Raw genomic sequence first — 16,505 nt, 5'->3', positions numbered from 1 at the left:
GGGCGGCCGGGGCGGTGTGCGCTCACGAAGCGGCGTCGAGTTCCTCGACGCGGCGCGCGACCTCGGCGGCCAGGGTGGTGTCGTGTGCCAGGGAGGGGTCCAGGAGGGCCAGGACACGGGGGACGGCTTCGTCGACCGGGCCGGCGGCCGCCTTTCGTGCCGGCTGGGAGCGGGGGTCGGAGACCGGTGCGCCCAAGCCGCGCAGATGGCATACCCAGGCGGCCAGGACCCGAGACGCCGCCCGGGGTATGCGTCCCCGCGCCCGTTCGGCCCGCACCGTCGGCAGGATCCGGACCGGGAGCTTCACCGACCCGTCCGCGGCGATCTGCGCCAACAGGTGGCGCATCCTCGGGTTGGACCAGCGCCGCAGGAGCGCGTCCAGGTAGTCCCCGATCTTTTCCTCGGGCAGGTCGAGGTGGGGGCGGGCCTCCTCCCACCACTCCCGCAGCCAACCGAGGCAGACCGGGTCGTCCACGGCGTCGGCGACCGTGGTGTGTCCGCGAGCGCTCCCGGCGTAGGCCAGCAGGGAGTGTCCGCCGTTGAGCAGGGTGAGTTTGCACTGTTCGTAGGGGGTGACGTCGTCGGTGATCACCGCTCCGATGGACTCCCAGTCCGGGCGTCCGGCCGGGAATTCACCGCCGATCACCCACTGGGTGAACGGTTCGGTGACCACCGGAGAGGCGTCGCGCGCCCCGGTCCGGGCCAGGACCGCGTCGCGGTCCTCGTCGGTGGTGCGCGGGGTGATGCGGTCGACCACGGTGGTGGCGTAGACGGCGGTCCGCTCCACAAGGGGGAGCAGATCGGGGTCCACGAGCGCGACCATGTCGCGGACGACGGTGCGCACGACGGAGCCGTTGTGGGGCAGGTTGTCGCAGGGCACGAGGGTGATCGGCCCCAGCCCGGCGCGTGCGCGGGCGATGAGCCCGGCCAGAAGCCGTGCGGGAACGGTGGAGACCGGGGCCGTCGGGTCGCGCCGCAGGGTCTCGACGTCCTCGCGTACTCCGGGGTGGTCGACGTCGAGTCCGATGCCGGGGACGTGCAGGTAGGCGGCCTCGGTGACCGTGGAGGTGACCACGGCCAGGTCGGGTGAGCGGAAGTAGCCCAGCCACGAGGCGTGGTCCGCGGCCGAGTGGACGGCGGAGACGCTGCCCACGACCTCGAAGCGGTCGCCGTCCTCGTGTCGGGTGACGAGTGTGTACAGCCCCTCCTGTGGCCGCAGCGCGTCGGCGGGTCCGTCCCGGCGTCCGGTGAAGGCGGCGATGCCCCAGCGCCCCGGGGCGTGGTGGGTGTACCAGGCCAGGTGCGCGCGGAAGAAGTTGCCCAGGCCCAGGTGCACGATGCGGACCGGTGCGGGTTCGAGGTCGGGCCGGCCGGCGCGGGTGAGGGTGCGGGCGGTCGTGTCCGGCCCTTCCTTGGACGGGCTCACAGCTTGAACACCCCCCGAGGGATGGTGGCGCACAGCTCCACCGCGACCTCGGCGGCCTCGTCCTCCGCCAACCGGTGTTCGGCGACCAGCCCCGCCAAATATCCGCTGTCCAGGCGGCGGGACATGTCGTGCCGGGCCGGGATCGAGCAGAAGGCCCTGGTGTCGTCGATGAACCCGGACGTGCGCGTGAACCCGGCCGTCTCGGTCACGGCACCGCGGAACCGGCGCACCGCTTCGGGCGCGTCCAGGAACCACCAGGGGGCGCCCGCGTACACGGACGGGTAGAAGCCCGCCAACGGGGCGATCTCGCGAGAGAACGTGGTCTCGTCCAGGGTGAACAGGACCAGGTGGAGGTTCGGGTGGGTTCCGTAGCGCTCCAGCAGGGGGCGCAGCGCCTCGGTGAACTCCGCCCGGACGGGGATGTCGTGGCCGGTGTCGGGCCCGTGGGCCCGGAAGGTGGGTGTGTGGTGGTTGCGCCGCACCCCCGGGTGAAGGGTCATGACCAGACCGTCCTCGGTGGACATGCGGGCCATCTCCAGCAGCATGTGACGCCGGAAGGCCGTGGTCTCCTCGGGTGTGGCCGTACCGGTGCGGGCGGCGCGGTAGATCCGTTCGGCCTCGCCCGCGTCGAGCGGGTCGGTGCGCACGTCGAAGTGGCTGTGGTCGGCCGAGGTCGCCCCGAGCTCGACGAAGCGGCGGCGGCGCTCCTCCAAGGCCCTGACGTATCCGGCGTGGTCGCCCGTGTCGATCCCGGCGACCTCACCGAGCCGGTCCACGTCCTCGACCCATCCGGGTCGACCGGCCTCCAGGTAACGGTCGGGCCGGAAGGTGGGGATGACGCGCCCGTTCCACGTGGGGTCCTCGCGCAGCGAGCGGTGCGCGGGCAGGTCGTCGGCGGGGTCGTCGGTGGTGGCGAGCACCTCCACGCCGAAGCTCCGAAAGAGCGCCCGAGGCCGGAACTCGTCCCTGGTCAGGCACTCCGCGATCCGGTCGTGGATCGCGTCGGCGGTGGCCGCCGAGGGCCGTTGCTCGACCCCGAAGATCTCCGACAGCTCGGACTCCAGCCAGTACCGGGACGGTGTGCCCCGCAGGACGTCCCACCGCGAGCACAGGGCGCGCCAGATCGACCGCGACTCGGCTTCGGTCAGATCGTCCCGCCCCACGCCGAGCTCGTCGAGGGAGAACCCGGCGGCGTGCAGGATCCGGGTGACGTAGTGGTCCTTGGTGACCAGCAGCGTCGCGGGATCGGAGAAGGCCGCGTCCTCGACGAACAGCCGTGGATCGACGTGCCCGTGCGGGGAGAGGATCGGGAGTTCGCGCACGTGCCGGTAGAGCCGTCGCGCGATCGACCGGACCGACGGATCCGTGGGCAGCAGACGATCCGGGTGCGGTGCCAGGGGCGCGGTTGATGTCATGGCCATATGCTGAGGCCCACCTCACACGGACGGCAACGAGTTGCCGTGAGTTGCCCTGGACGGCCGGCGTCACGCCACCGGATCGGCTCCGTGGGGTCCCGTGGAGCGGCGACGGATCAGCGAGGTGGGCACCACCAGCGGGGTCTCGGTCTGGGGTCGGGCGCCGTTGAGCACCGCCAACAGGTGGCCCACCGCCGTGGAACCGATCTGGTAGAGCGGGGCGGCGACGGTGGTCAGCCCCGGTGTGACCAACTGGGCGCCGAAGATGTCGTCGAACCCGATGACGCTGAAGTCCTCCGGGACCCGGTGGCCGTGCCCGAGCAGTTCGCCCATGAGGCCGATGGCGAGCAGGTCGTTGTAGGCGATCACGGCGCTGGTGGGTTCGCGGCGCAGCGCACGCCCCGCTTCCACTCCCCCTTCGAGGGTCGGGGGGAAGGGCCCGATCCGGCGCACCTTCGGGCCCGCGCCCCGGGCGGCCTCGCGCAGTTCCCGCCAGCGCATCCCGTCGGTCCAGGACGCCTCCGGGCCGGCGACGTAGGTGAACCTGTCGTGTCCGAGTCCGCGCAGGTGGTCGATGGCGCGGCGGGCCCCGCTACTGATGTCGGTCACCACGCTCGGCACCCCGGTCACCACCCGGTTGAGCACGACCATCGGTCGTTGTTTGGCGGTCACCCGGATCGTGGAGTCCGACATGCGAGAACTGGCCAGGACGATGCCCTCGACCATCGGCAGGGTGCGTTCCAGCGCCTGGCGTTCCAGCAGGTCCGACTCTCGGGTGTCGGTGAGCAGCACGGTGTATCCGGCCTTGGTGGCGGCGTCCTGCGCGCCCCGGATGATGTCGAAGTGGAACGGATTGGTGGCGTCGGCGACCACCAGGGCCAACATCGAGGTGCGTTCGACGGGCAGCGACCGCGCCAGGGGGTTGACCCGGTAGCCCAGGTCGTGGGCCACGCGCCTGATGCGTTCGGCGGTCTCGGCGTTGACCCTGCCCGGTCGGGAGAAGGCGCGGGAGACCGTGGACGGCGAGACCCCGGCGGCCTCGGCGACGTCGTAGATCGTGGGTGGGCGCCGCTCGACCGGGTCGTCGTTCCCACAGACCTCACCTGACATGCGCACAACCTATCGCGGTCGCCGTGGCACTCGATCGGTGCGCCGATCGAGCCCCCCGACGATGGGCCGCCGAGGGGCGTCGAGGTGGAGCGCACGCCAACATATGGCAACTTCTTGCCGGGCCCGTAGGCCGGTGTGACTCTGAGCACACCACCCCGATTGGAAGTTCACGACATGACCGAATCCCCTCGTCAGCGCACTTCCGGCCCACGCGTTACCGCCCTGGCGATCCCACTCGCCCTGGCTGTCGCCCTCGGGCCGGCCACCGTGCCGGACGTCGCCGCCGCGGACGAGAACCCCCAGGTGGAGTCACGCGTCAAGGACGTGATCGATGTCGACGGCGCCGACTTCCGGGACCTGGACGACGACGGAGAACTCGACCCCTATGAGGACTGGCGCCTGCCGGTCGAGGAAAGGGTCGACGACCTCGTCGGGAAAATGGACCTGGAAGAGATGGCCGGGCTCATGCTCATCGACACCCTCAACGCCGAATGCGTCGACGGAGAACGCGGGACCGTGCCCCCTCTCACCGACGATTACGTCGATCACCAGCACATGCACAGATTCGTCTTCCGCAATACCGTGACCAGCCCCGATGAAGCCGAATGCGGTGAATCCGAAGCCGGATTCAACGCCTCGACCAGCGTCACCCCGGAAGAGGCCGCCGATTTCACCAATTCCGTCCAGGAGATGAGCGAGTCCACGCGCCTGGGCATCCCCGCGTTGTTCAAATCCAACGCCCGCAACCACATCGACCCCGACGCGCGTGCGGGCATCAACGAGTCCGTCGGTGCGTTCACCTCCTTCCCCAAGGAGGCCGGGATCTCGGCCGCCTCGCTCGGCGCCGAGGCCGCCACCACCGGGGAGGACCCGACCACCGGCGACATGGCCATGGTGGAGGACTTCTCCCACGTGATGGGCCAGGAGTGGCGTTCGATCGGTCTGCGTGGGATGTACGGCTACATGGCCGACCTGTCCACGGAACCGCGCTGGTACCGCACACACGAGACCTTCACCGAGGACGCCGAACACGCCTCCGCGGTCATGGGCACGCTCGTGGAATCGCTTCAGGGACCGGTCCAGGACGGTGTCTCGCTGAGCCCGGACAGTTCCGTGGCGCTCACCCTCAAACACTTCCCCGGGGCGGCCCGCAGCAATCGGGACTGGACCCGCACTATTCCTTCGGCAAGTCCCAGGTGTACCCCTCCGACGGTTTCGCCGAGCACCTTCTGCCGTTCGAGACCGCCATCGACGCGGGCGTCTCCTCGATCATGCCCTATTACGGGGTTCCGGTCGACGTCTCACACGAGGGACAGGAATTCGACGAGGTGGGGTTCGCCTTCTCGGACGACATCGTCGACGAACTCCTGCGCGAACGAATGGGCTTCTCCGGATACGTCAACTCCGACACCGGGATCATCAACGACCGCGCTTGGGGGCTGGAGGAGGCGACCGTTCCGGAAAGGGTCGCCGCCGCCATCAACTCCGGCACGGACACGCTTTCGGGGTTCAACGAGGTCCAGGTCATCCTCGACCTGGTCGACGAAGGGCTCGTCACGCAGCAACGGGTCGAACTGGCGGCCGAACGGCTGCTCACCCCCATGTTCCTGATGGGTCTGTTCGAGAACCCCTACGTCGACCCGGAGGTCGCCACGGCCACGATCGGCTCCGAGGAGAACCGCGAGATCGGCCTGGAGACGCAACGCGACTCCCTGGTCCTGCTCCAGAACGAGACCACCGATGACGGCCCCACCCTGCCGTTGGCGGACGGGTCGAGCCTGTACCTGCTGGGAGACTTCGACGAGGACGTCGTCGCCTCCTACGGACACGACGTGACCAGTGGAAACGTCGAGGAGGACGAGGAGCGGCCCAGTGCGGCCGACAGCGACTACGCGATCATCTCGCTGATCGCCCGCACCGACGCCGAGGACTACGTCAGCGACGACGAGGAACTCGGTCTCGACGAGGACCACGTCAACCCCGGCGTGATCGACGGGATCGAGGGGTTGGACGGCGAGAGCCCCTACGGCGCCGCCGACGCCTGCGTGACGTCGGGGGCCCCGGAGTGCACCGACGACGGTCTCGGGTTCGGGGGCTCCTACCCCTGGGAGTCGTCCGTACTGGACTTCACCGGCATGTCCGAAGCCGACTCCTGGGTGGTCGAACCGTCCCTGGAGTCGGTGCGCGAGGTCATGGCCGAGGTCGAGGACCCGAGCAGGGTGATCCTGCACGTGTACTTCCGCCAGCCCTACGTCCTGGACGAGGAGAGCGGACTCCGGGACGCCGGTGCCATCGTCGCCGGGTTCGGGGTGGGCGACACCGCGCTGATGGACGTGCTGTCCGGGGACCACGCGCCCCAGGGGCGGATGCCCTTCGCCCTGGCCGGCACCCCCGAGGCCATCACGCAGCAGGACAGCGACGCACCCGGTTACGCCGAGACCGACGACGGCGCCCTCTACGAGTACGGCTTCGGTCTGACCTACGAGGAGAAGGCCGGCCTGTCGTCACCCTGGTTCCTCTGGGGGACCGTGGCCCTGGTCCTGGCCGGTGGGATCCTGCTCCTGCTGCGCGGTTCGAGGGTGACCGACCATGACTGAGATCTTCGAACGCCACCGGCACGAAGCGACCAAGGACGGGAAACCGACAGTGCGCACACATGGCAGAACGTGCCTGGTCGCCGCCGCCTCCGTGGCGACGACCCTGGTGCTGGCCTCCTGCGGGGGCGGCGCCGAATCCAGTGGCCCCGGAGGTGAACGGTCCCTGCGGCTGGCCCTGAACCAGTCGGAGGAACACCCCTCGTTCACCGCGCTGGACCACTTCGGCGACCACCTGCGGGAGAACACCGACGGACTGAACCTCGACATCTACCCCAACGAGACGTTGGGCGGGCAGGCCGAGGTGCTGCAACTCGTGGCGGGCGGGGCCGTGGACATGGCCATCGTCTCCGGCGCCCAGCTGGAGAACCTGAACAAGGACTTCATCGCGTTCAACGTGCCCAGGGTCTTCGACGACATCGACCACCAGATGGACGTCGTCCACGACCCGGAGATCACCGGTGAGTTGTACTCCTCCCTGGACGAGGACCACGACCTGACGGTGGTGGGCGGCTTCACCCAGGGCGCCCGCAGCGTGTACACGGCGGACGGCCCCGTCCAGACGCCCGACGACCTGGCCGGCGCCAACATCCGGGTGCAGGAGTCCCCGCTCAACGTGGCCATCGCCGAAGCGCTCGGAGGTTCGGCCGCCCCGATGGTGTACGGCGAGCTCTACACCGGTCTCCAGGCGGGGGTCGTGGACGCGGCGGAGAACAACGAGGTCTCCTACTTCACCCAACGCCACTACGAGGTGGCTCCGTACTGGTCCTACACCGAACACCTGATCGGTCTGGACTACCTGATCATCAACTCCGACGCGCTGGCCGGGTTGAACGACGAACAGCGCGCCGCCTTCGACGAGAGGTGGACGGCCGCCTACGAAGAGCACGCCGTGCTGTGGGCCGAGGCCACGGAGGAGGCCATCACGGGTGCCGAGGCCGACGGCGCCGAGTTCCACCAGGTGGACGAGGCCTCGTTCGCCGAGGCGCTGGACGGCCTCGTCGAGGAGTTCGTCGTCACCGACACCCAGCGAGAACTCCACGACGCCGCGCGCGAGGCCGCGGAGTGAAGCGTCGCAGCAGTTCCCGCACCCCCGATCGGAGGTTTCCGTGGAGTCGTTGAAGAAGTTCCTCGACACCTGTCTCTACTGGATCGTCGTCGTGCTCTTCGCACTGCTGACGGTGATCGTCGTGTGGCAGGTGTTCAGCCGCCAGGTCCTGAGCGACCCCGCGACCTGGACCGACGAGGGCGCTCGAATGTCCTTCGTGTGGCTGGGTCTGTTCGCCTCGGCGTACGTGTTCGGCGAACGCGGTCACATCGCCGTCGAGTACCTCGCCCGTAAGACCCCGGCGGGGATCGAAAGGTCCGTCGCCGTCGGAGTACAGCTCGTCGTCTTGGCCTTCGCCCTGATCATCCTCGTCTGGGGCGGTTGGGCCGCAGCGCAGAACGCGTGGAGTCAACAGCTGAGCGCGCTGCCCTTCACCTACGGGCACATGTACCTGGCGATGCCGATCACCGGTGTGCTGGTGACGTTCTACGCCCTGCACCACGTCCGAGGCCTGTTGACGGGTGCGGAGGAACCGTACACCGACGTCGCCGAGGACGACCCCGAGATCCGGCAAGAGAAGTACGTCCCCGACAGCGTGCTGCTGACGGAGGTCGACCGGTCCCCCGGTTCGCCCGGTTCCCCCGCGGACGAGGGCGTGGACGGGTCCGAGAACAGCACCGGAAAGGACACCTGATGGATCCCGCAGCCCTGGCCGGACTCATTCTCCTGGTCGGCATCATCATCGGTATCGCCTCGTCCGTACCGATCGCCGTGGCCATCGGTCTGTCGGCGTTCCTGGCCGCCATCCCGCTCGTCGGACTCGAACAGGCGGCCCTGGTCAGCGCTCAACAGGTGTTCTCCGGCATCAACTCGTTCCCACTCCTGGCGATCCCGTTGTTCGTCCTGGCGGGCGTCATCATGAACAACGGGGGGATCGCCGGAAGGTTGGTGGACGCCGCCAAGGTCGTGACGGGGCGCATGCCGGCCTCCATGGCCCAGACCAACGTCGTGGCCAACGGCCTGTTCGGGTCGGTGTCCGGCGCGGCCGTCGCCTCAGCCGCCGCCGTGGGCACGGTGATGGGCCCGCGCATGGCCCAGGAGGGTTACGACCGCCGGTTCGGCGCCGCCGTGAACATCGCCTCGGCGCCCGCGGGGATGCTGATCCCCCCGTCCAACACCTTCATCGTCTACGCGCTGGTCTCGGGCAGTTCCATCGCCGCGCTGTTCATGGCCGGTCTGGTGCCGGGGTTGTTGTGGATTCTGGCCTGCATGGTCGTGGTGTACCTGCACGCGCGCCGCCGGCCCGGGCGACTGCGCACGGAGGAGCGGGTGAGCCCGGCCCAGGGCCTGGTCGTGATCTGGCGCGCGGTGCCATCCCTGCTGATGATCGTCATCGTGGTGGGCGGGATCCTCAGCGGGTTCTTCACCGCCACCGAGTCGGCCTCCATCGCCGTGGTGTACTGCCTGGTGCTCTCGGCGATCTACCGGTCGATCAAGTTCACGGACCTGCCGCAGATCCTCATGGACGCCGGTCGGACCACCGCCATCGTGATGCTCCTGGTCGGGGTGTCCACGGTGCTGGCGTTCGTCATGTCGTTCGCGCGCATCCCGGAGGTGATCTCCGGCTTCGTCCTCGGGTTCACCGGTAGTGACGTGGTCATCCTGCTGCTGATGATGATCGTCCTGCTCGTCATCGGCACCTTCATGGACCCGACCCCGGCGATCCTCATCTTCGTGCCGATCTTCCTGCCGATCGTGCAGGAGTTCGGGATCGACCCGGTGCACTTCGGCGTGATGGTCGTGATGAACCTGTCCCTGGGGGTGATCACGCCACCGGTGGGGAACGTGCTGTTCGTGGGTGCGAGGGTGGCACGTCTGCGGATCGAACCGGTGATCAGCCGCCTGTGGGCGTTCTTCGTGGCGCTGCTGGTCGCGTTGTTCCTGGTGGTGTTCGTCCCGCAGTTCTCCCTGTGGTTGCCGACCTTCTTGGGACTGATCAACTAGGGCCTTCGAGCGGGGAAGGGCGGAAGGCGGAAGGCGGAAGGCGGAAAGGACAGAAAAAGGACAGAAGGTCGCAAGGGCAGAAGAGCAGAAAGGTAGGAGAGTAGGAGAGCAGGACTGTAGAACTGTGGAACGGCCCCGGGCGTATGGGGAGCTCGGGGCTTTCTGCGTTCTGGCATGGCTCACACTCTGGTCGATCAAGTGCCGGAGTGTTGGAGTGCTGGTGGGGCGCCTCGGGTCGGGAGTCTTGGGGTTGTTGGGCGGGGTGGAGGTGGGTTCTCCCTCCTTCCCCGCCGCGTGATTGTTGCCGCCCGCACCGCACGCGTCAAGGCAATGTTGAGTCCTGTAGCGATCGAGCTGGTGGCCTTGACCCGTACGGCACGGGCGGCGGTTTGGCGGCTATCGGGGAAGGGGGGAGAGTGGTTGAGGTCCCCAACGGCCCCGGGCTTCGCCCGGTCCGGCCGCAGGCGGCCGGATCCCTTCCCTTCTGCCTGGTGTCTTCGTTGAGCGCGTCGCCACTACGTGACGGGTCCGGTCACGAAGGGCCCGCTACAGGTGGGCCACGGGGCGGGGCGCGTCCCCGCGGTGGCCGGCTCTGGTCTTCTCAGCGATGATCTTGCTCCTAGCGCCATGTTGGGCGCCCAACATGGCGCTACGGACAAGATCGTTTCTCTTCAGAGCCCCTCCACCGAAACCGTGAGGAGGCACTTCTATGAGAGGTGGTGCCGACCACAGGGAAAAGGGGTTGTGGATAACCCACAATAACAGCCATTTCATGATAGACATGCCAGCCCAAGAATTCGGTCAATAAACCGGCGAGTAGGCCTACCATTATTGGGGGTGTTCGCATATAATCAGAGTATGAGCTTTCCTCCCCACGCACCGCGCCCGACCGGGAACACCCCGGTCGATAAGGCGATGGCGGGTGCACGGGAGATCGCGGTGGAATTCTCCGGCCGGGACATCCCGTTCGGGTGCGAAGCCGATGTGCTCGCCCAGTTCGGCCGCCTCAACCAGGAAACAGACCGCATCCGCTACGGGATGCTGCCCGCCCTGGCCCGCATGGAAGCCACCGGCGCCCTGCTGGAAGAGGGTGGCCAGCGCAGCATCCAAGCGTGGATCACCCACCAGTGGGGCACCTCTCCGGCCGAGGCCAAGAGCCTTGCCACCCTCGCCCGGGCGTTGTACCAGCAACAGCTGCCGTTGGTGGAAGAAGCCTTCCAAACCAGCGCCCTGTCGCTGGGTGAAGCCTGCGCCATCGCCGCCTCCACCGAAAAGGCCACCACCGAGTGGGCGAAGGTCCTCGAAGCAGCGGATGAGGAATTCCGTGCCCAGCGTCCTTCGGTGGAGGGGTTTCGGGCCCGGTTGGAATACGGGCTGATCGCCTATAAGCAGGAGTGCCCGCAGGCTTCGGTGCGCCAGTTGCGGGACGCGGCGAAATGGTTCGTCGCCCGCCTGGACCCGGAAAAGGCCGACCGGGACTACGACGAAACGTTCGAGAACCGGGGCGCCCAATTCTCCCCCACGTTCGAGTCCGGGTTTTTGCTGCGGATGTGGGGGCCGGGGGCCGACAACGAGCTCATCCAGGCCGCCCTGCAGGCTTACACCGAACCGTACGGCCCGGAGAACGCCGCCGTGGCGAAGCATCAGCGCACCTATGACGCGCTGATACGCATCTTCGAGACCGCTCTGACCCACCGGGGTTGCTCCAGCCTGAGCCGCCAACCGTTGGCGACCCTCAACATCACCGTCCCCCTCAAACGCTTCCTCGGAGACGGCACCGCAGAGCCCGCCACCACCGAGGATGGTGTGGTCATCCCCGATCAGATGGTGGCCCGCCTGACCCCCGACAGTTGGCTGCGCCGGTTCGTGACCGACGCCCAGGGTCGGACTCTGCTGGATGTGGGGCGAAAGCAGCGATGCGCTCCGGACCCGGTGCGTCAGGTGGCGGGGTTCAAGAAGTCCTACTGTGAGTGGCACGAGGGTTGTGATGTGCCGCGTAGCTGGTCGCAGTACGACCACATCGTCCCCTTCTCCCACGGCGGAGCCACCAGCGCCGACAACATGCAGATCCTGTGCTCGACCCACAACAGGCTCAAGCACCGGCTCCAGGCCAAGATGAACCGGCAGATCTGGGAACACCACCACGCCCAAAACCACCAAGAAGCGGGAAAGGACAGCGGGTCAGGGGATGGTGAGGGGGAGCCAGCCCCAGCCACCGCCCTCTAACCACCACCCGCTCCCACACCCATGCGTTTCCGCCAGGTGGAACACTACCCCGGCGAGAACACCCCGCCGCGACCACCCCGAGTGGGTGTCAGACCCCAAGGGCCCTGTGCCCTGTGGGGATATCGGCATGCCCAGGGGCAGAAACACCGCGAACCCCCGCCCAGAGCCACATTCCGGGGCCGGAGTGGCTCCCATCGGGGGTGTCGGCAGCACTCCTGGCGAGATCGGCCCATACTGCGGCCACCCGCCCTACCGGTGCCACCCCCAGCACAGGTACCGGCGCCACTGCCACCCCCGGTACCGGCCCACCGGCACCATCAACCCCGTGTTGTCTCTCCACCATGATGATCTTGCTCGTAGCGCCATGTTGAGCGCCCAAATGGGCGCTAGGAGCAAGATCATCGCTGAGAAGACCAGAGCCGGCTACCGCGGGGACGCGCCCCGCCCCGTGGCCCACCTGTAGCGGGCTCTTCGTGACCTCACCGGTCACGTAGTGGGGACGCGCCCACGAGAAAGCCAGAGGGAAGGGAAGGGATCCGGCCGGCTACGGCCGGACCGGGCCCCCCGGGGGCCCGAAGGGCCCGGGGCCGTTGGGACCTCAACCACTCTCCCCCCCTTCCCCGATAGCCGCCAAACCGCCGCCCGCACCGCACGGGTCAAGGCCACCAACACCGCTGATGAGCAACTCAACATTGCCTTGACGCGTGCGGTGCGGGCGGCAACAATCACGCGGCGGGGAAGGAGGGAGAACCACCCGAGCAACGCCCAACAACCCAACGGCTATCTAGCTGGGGCGCCCCCAACACACCCCACACCCGCCCCGTGAACAGGTGGGCTCCCGACCCCAGGCGCCCCACCAACCCACCCGAGCAACGCCCAACAACCGGAAGAGCCCCTACCTAAGGCGCCCCACCCACACACCCCACACCCCTTCAGAGCACCCCAAGACCCAAAGGCCCAAGGCGCCCCTGGGCGGCCAACTTCGAGGGGAGCGAGGCCAGGCCACCGAGGACGCTCTCGTGGCCCTCCCCTCGGTGAGGGTCTGCGCTTCCTCGACCTCGGCTTCGACACCGGCTCCGGCTCCGGCATCGACGTCGACTCCGGGGACCATCCTCCACGAGCCCACCGGCATAACACCGTCTCCGCCTCCGGCGGTCTAGCGTGGGGGCATGAGCGAACCACGTGTCGAACTCGTGCGCTCCTGGCGGGGCAAATCTCCCCGGGAACGTCAGGAGACCCGCAGGCGGCAACTCCTGGAGGCCGGTCTGGAGGTGTTCGGCACCGAAGGGTTCCGCGCGGCCACGGTCGGCCGGATCTGCCGGGAGGCGGGCCTGACCAACCGCTACTTCTACGAGCACTTCACCGACCGGGAGACCGCCCTGCGCGCGGTCTACGACGGTCTGGTCCACGAGGCGCTACAGCGAATCTCGGAGCCCTTGCAAGGTGGCGAAGGCCCGCTGGAGGTGCGGGTGATGGCGGCTGTCGACGCCTATCTCTCCTTCTCCATGGAGGATCCGCGCAGGCCCCGGGTGATCTCGGTGGAGAGCGTGGGGGTGAACCCGGTCATGGAGGCGCATCGGCGAGGGGTGCGTCATCGGATCGCGGACCTGTTCACACAGGAGTACCGGCACTCGGTCCGGGTGGGCACGTCGGTGGACCGTCCCTTCGGCAAGCAGGCCCTGGCCTTGGTGGGCGCGGCCAACGAACTGGTCATCGACTGGGTGCTGAGCGACCGTTCCCGCACCCGGGAGGAGTTGTCGGAGGACGTGGCGGGGGTGTTCGTACCGGTGTTGAAGGCACGACGGATTTCTTGACACACGCATGTGTCAACTTGGATGATGCGGGTCACACCCACCCCCTCGGAGGCGTCCATGGCATCGCGTTACGGCGACTACCAGTTGGAGATCTACCTCAACGGACTGACCGGGGTCCTGCCGAGGTACCCCATGACAGCCGCGGAGCTGGAGCGGAGGGCGAAGGAAGCACTGCCGCCGTCGCTCTGGTCCTACGTCGCGGGTGGAGCGGGCGACGAGCACACCCAGGAGGCCAACGCCACCGCCTTCGAACGTTGGGGCCTGTACCCGCGCATGTTCGTGGGCGCCACCGATCGGGACACCTCGGTGAACCTGTGCGGGATCGAGTTGCCCTCCCCCGTGATGATGGCCCCGGTGGGCGTGGTGGGTCTGTGCGCGCAGGACGGGCACGGTGACCTGGCCACAGCGGAGGCTGCGGCCAGGACGGGTGTTCCGATGATCGCCTCCACCCTGTCGCAGGACCCGATGGAGGAGGTCGCCGCCCGGTTCGGGGACACTCCCGGGTTCTTCCAGCTCTACACGCCGACGGACCGAGAGTTGGCGCAGAGTCTGGTTCGACGGGCGGAGCGGGCCGGTTTCCGAGGCATCGTGGTCACCTTGGACACCTGGATCACCGGGTGGCGCCCGCGCGACCTGTCCACCTCGAACTTCCCGCAACTGCGCGGCCACTGCCTGGCCAACTACACCTCCGACCCGGTCTTCCGGGAGCGCGTGGGCGAGGACGCGGCGCCCGACGCCGTGGTCGCGCACTGGGCCGGTGTCTTCGGCAATCCGTTGACCTGGGACGATCTGGAGTGGCTGCGTTCGTTGACGGACCTGCCGCTGATCGTCAAGGGTGTCTGTCATCCCGACGACGCGCGGCGCGCGGCGGACGGGGGCGTGGACGCCATCTACGTGTCCAACCATGGGGGCAGGCAGGCCAACGGCGGCATCCCGGCGCTGGAGTGCCTGCCGGACGTGGCCGCCGCCACGGATCTGCCGATCATCTTCGACTCGGGGGTGCGCTCGGGTTCGGATGTGGTCAAGGCCCTGGCCCTGGGCGCGACGACGGTCGCGGTGGGCCGCCCGTACGTGTACGGACTGGCGTTGGGCGGGGCGGACGGGGTGGTCCACGTCCTGCGGTCGTTGCTGGCCGAGGCGGATCTGCTCATGGCGGTGGACGGCTACGGGTCGCTCGCGGACCTGAACCCCTCGGCGCTCAAGGACCTGCGCTGACTCCGCACCGGACATGACGAAGGGCCGGCGCGTGGGCGCCGGCCCCTGGCGTCATCCGGGTACCGAAGGCGGTCGATCACTCGACGTTGTGCTTCTCCAGGAACGTGTAGACGTCGTGTTCGTCCACACCGGGGAAGGTGCCCGCGGGCAGCGCGGACAGCACGTGGGAGTGGGCGCGGGCTGAGGGCCACACGTTCCCCTCCCACTTGCCGGCCAGCTCCGAGGGCGGGCGCACGCAGCACTCGCCGCTGGGGCAGTTGGACTTGGTGCGGTTGGTGGTCTCGCGCCCGCGGAACCAGCGCGACTCCTTGTAGGGCACGCCCAGGGTGATGGCGAAGTTGCGCTCACGGCTGGGGTCGACGTGCGCCACGCACCAGTGGGTGCCGTTGGGCTTGTCGGTGTACTGGTAGTAGATCGAGTACCGGTCGGGTGACTGGAAGACCTGCCGCCCCGACCACTGGCGGCACATGCGCTGACCTTCGATGGCGCCGGAGTCATCGGTGGGGAAGATGAGCCCGTCGTTCTCGTAGGCCTTGTAGATGATGCCGGTCTCGTCGTTGCGGATGAAGTGGCAGACCAGGTCCAGGTGACGGTGGGCCAGGTTGGTGAACCGGTGCGCGGCCATCTCGTAGGAGACGGAGTAGACGTCGCGCAGGTCCTCCACGGACAGGTCGCGGGCCTGCTTGGCCTCTTGGAGGTAGGGCACGGCTGTGGTCTCGGGGATGAGCACGGCCGCGGCGAAGTAGTTGGCCTCCACCCGCTGACGCAGGAAGTCGCCGAAGTCGCGGGGCTGGTCGTGCCCGAGGATCACGTGACCGAGGGTCTGCAGGAGGATCGTGCGCGGGCTGTGCATGCCCAGGCTGGTCTCGCGCTTGAGGTAGATGCGCCGATTGACGTGGTCGGTGAGGGAGCGCACCGAGCGCGGCAGGTCCTGCACGTACTTCAGGGAGAAGCCGTGGTGGGTGGCGATCGCGAGGATCTGTCCCTGAGAGATGGGTCCCGCCGTGTAGTTGACGGCGTCGAGGGTCTCGGCGGCGGCGCGCTCGATGTTCTCGAAGTAGTTGCCGCGCTCGCGCATCTGCCGACGCAGGTCGGCGTTGGCCCGACGCGCCTCCTCCGGGGTGGCGGTGGGCTTGGCGTGGCGCCGCTTGAGTTCGTCGTAGAGACCGACGATGTGTTCGAGGACGTCGTTGGGGACCCTCTTCCCGACCTTCAGGTGCGGGAGGTTGAGGCCTTGGTAGAGGGAGTCGCGCTGAGCCTCCTCCACGGAGATCTCCAGCTGTGCCCGACGGCTCGGGGGCTGCTTGGAGAGAAGTTCTTCGATGGACACCCCGAGGGCCGCGGCCAGGGACGTGAGGAGGGAGAGCTTGGGTTCACGTTTTCCGTTCTCCAGCAGCGAGAGCTGCGAGGGGGCGCGCCCCACGCGTTCACCCAGGTCGGAAAGGGTCATTCCGCGTGCGCGGCGGAGATGACGGAGCCGCTGACCAAAGGTGACGAGATCTAGGTCACCTGTCAAAGACGGTATTTCTTCAGCACCAAAGTACGCCATGACTTCATCTTACGGAAAGAATCAACGATCTTCACCCGATTTCGAGTGGAAAAGTCTTGGATCTTCCCTAAGAATCATAGTTACCGGCGGGGAACTTACCGCCC

The 16,505-nt window shown here is 68.1% G+C and carries 12 protein-coding genes and 1 pseudogene; 8 read left to right on the top strand and 5 right to left on the bottom strand.

The genetic code is table 11. The annotated features are described in order from the left end of the window. Positions 1–22: 22 nt before the first annotated feature. The 4 genes from ACWGSK_RS00335 to ACWGSK_RS00320 form a co-directional block, all read right to left on the bottom strand. Positions 23–1,426: a mannitol dehydrogenase family protein gene (locus tag ACWGSK_RS00335; RefSeq protein WP_452454824.1), complete on the bottom strand. Its 1,404-nt coding sequence runs from the start codon at positions 1,424–1,426 to the stop codon at positions 23–25. Beyond that, positions 1,423–2,841 carry a glucuronate isomerase gene (uxaC, locus tag ACWGSK_RS00330; protein WP_452454823.1) on the bottom strand — a complete coding sequence of 473 codons (1,419 nt, stop codon included), beginning with the start codon at positions 2,839–2,841 and terminating at the stop codon, positions 1,423–1,425. Before uxaC ends, ACWGSK_RS00335 begins: the two co-directional genes overlap by 4 nt. Before the next feature lie 69 nt (positions 2,842–2,910). Next, complete coding sequence (locus ACWGSK_RS00325; RefSeq protein ID WP_358506457.1) at positions 2,911–3,951, bottom strand: LacI family DNA-binding transcriptional regulator; 1,041 nt, start codon at positions 3,949–3,951, stop codon at positions 2,911–2,913. Positions 3,952–4,260: 309 nt separating this feature from the next. After that, positions 4,261–4,506, bottom strand: a complete 246-nt coding sequence (locus tag ACWGSK_RS00320) for a hypothetical protein (protein ID WP_452454822.1) — start codon at positions 4,504–4,506, stop codon at positions 4,261–4,263. Between ACWGSK_RS00320 and ACWGSK_RS00315 the strand changes: the two are divergent. The 8 genes and pseudogenes from ACWGSK_RS00315 to ACWGSK_RS00280 form a co-directional block, all read left to right on the top strand. Beyond that, positions 4,390–5,046: pseudogene (locus ACWGSK_RS00315) on the top strand (glycoside hydrolase family 3 N-terminal domain-containing protein); the annotation flags it as partial. The gene ACWGSK_RS00320 and the pseudogene ACWGSK_RS00315 overlap by 117 nt on opposite strands. Beyond that, complete coding sequence (locus ACWGSK_RS00310) at positions 4,941–6,548, top strand: glycoside hydrolase family 3 N-terminal domain-containing protein (protein WP_452455177.1); 1,608 nt, start codon at positions 4,941–4,943, stop codon at positions 6,546–6,548. The pseudogene ACWGSK_RS00315 and the gene ACWGSK_RS00310, both read left to right, overlap by 106 nt. Then, the gene (locus tag ACWGSK_RS00305) at positions 6,541–7,614 is read left to right on the top strand and encodes a TRAP transporter substrate-binding protein (protein ID WP_452454821.1); all 1,074 of its coding nucleotides are present in this window, start codon (positions 6,541–6,543) and stop codon (positions 7,612–7,614) included. Before ACWGSK_RS00310 ends, ACWGSK_RS00305 begins: the two co-directional genes overlap by 8 nt. Before the next feature lie 40 nt (positions 7,615–7,654). Continuing rightward, positions 7,655–8,287, top strand: a complete 633-nt coding sequence (locus tag ACWGSK_RS00300) for a TRAP transporter small permease (protein ID WP_452454820.1) — start codon at positions 7,655–7,657, stop codon at positions 8,285–8,287. Continuing rightward, positions 8,287–9,597 (top strand): TRAP transporter large permease, encoded by a 1,311-nt coding sequence (locus ACWGSK_RS00295; protein ID WP_358506446.1) that lies wholly within the window; start codon positions 8,287–8,289, stop codon positions 9,595–9,597. Before ACWGSK_RS00300 ends, ACWGSK_RS00295 begins: the two co-directional genes overlap by 1 nt. Before the next feature lie 858 nt (positions 9,598–10,455). Next, the gene (locus ACWGSK_RS00290) at positions 10,456–11,823 is read left to right on the top strand and encodes a DUF222 domain-containing protein (RefSeq protein ID WP_452454819.1); all 1,368 of its coding nucleotides are present in this window, start codon (positions 10,456–10,458) and stop codon (positions 11,821–11,823) included. A 1,169-nt stretch (positions 11,824–12,992) separates the two neighbouring features. Further along, the gene (locus ACWGSK_RS00285) at positions 12,993–13,637 is read left to right on the top strand and encodes a TetR/AcrR family transcriptional regulator (RefSeq protein WP_452454818.1); all 645 of its coding nucleotides are present in this window, start codon (positions 12,993–12,995) and stop codon (positions 13,635–13,637) included. Between the two features lie 57 nt (positions 13,638–13,694). Further along, positions 13,695–14,852, top strand: a complete 1,158-nt coding sequence (locus tag ACWGSK_RS00280) for an alpha-hydroxy-acid oxidizing protein (protein ID WP_452454817.1) — start codon at positions 13,695–13,697, stop codon at positions 14,850–14,852. A 76-nt stretch (positions 14,853–14,928) separates the two neighbouring features. Here the strand turns inward: ACWGSK_RS00280 and ACWGSK_RS00275 are convergent, their stop codons facing one another. Next, positions 14,929–16,368: a helix-turn-helix domain-containing protein gene (locus ACWGSK_RS00275; protein ID WP_358506431.1), complete on the bottom strand. Its 1,440-nt coding sequence runs from the start codon at positions 16,366–16,368 to the stop codon at positions 14,929–14,931. Between the last annotated feature and the right edge of the window lie 137 nt (positions 16,369–16,505).

Source organism: Nocardiopsis sp. NPDC055551 (assembly GCF_053619415.1).
The sequence above is the reverse complement of the archived record's forward strand: the minus strand, read 5'-3'. Positions and strand labels throughout refer to the sequence as shown.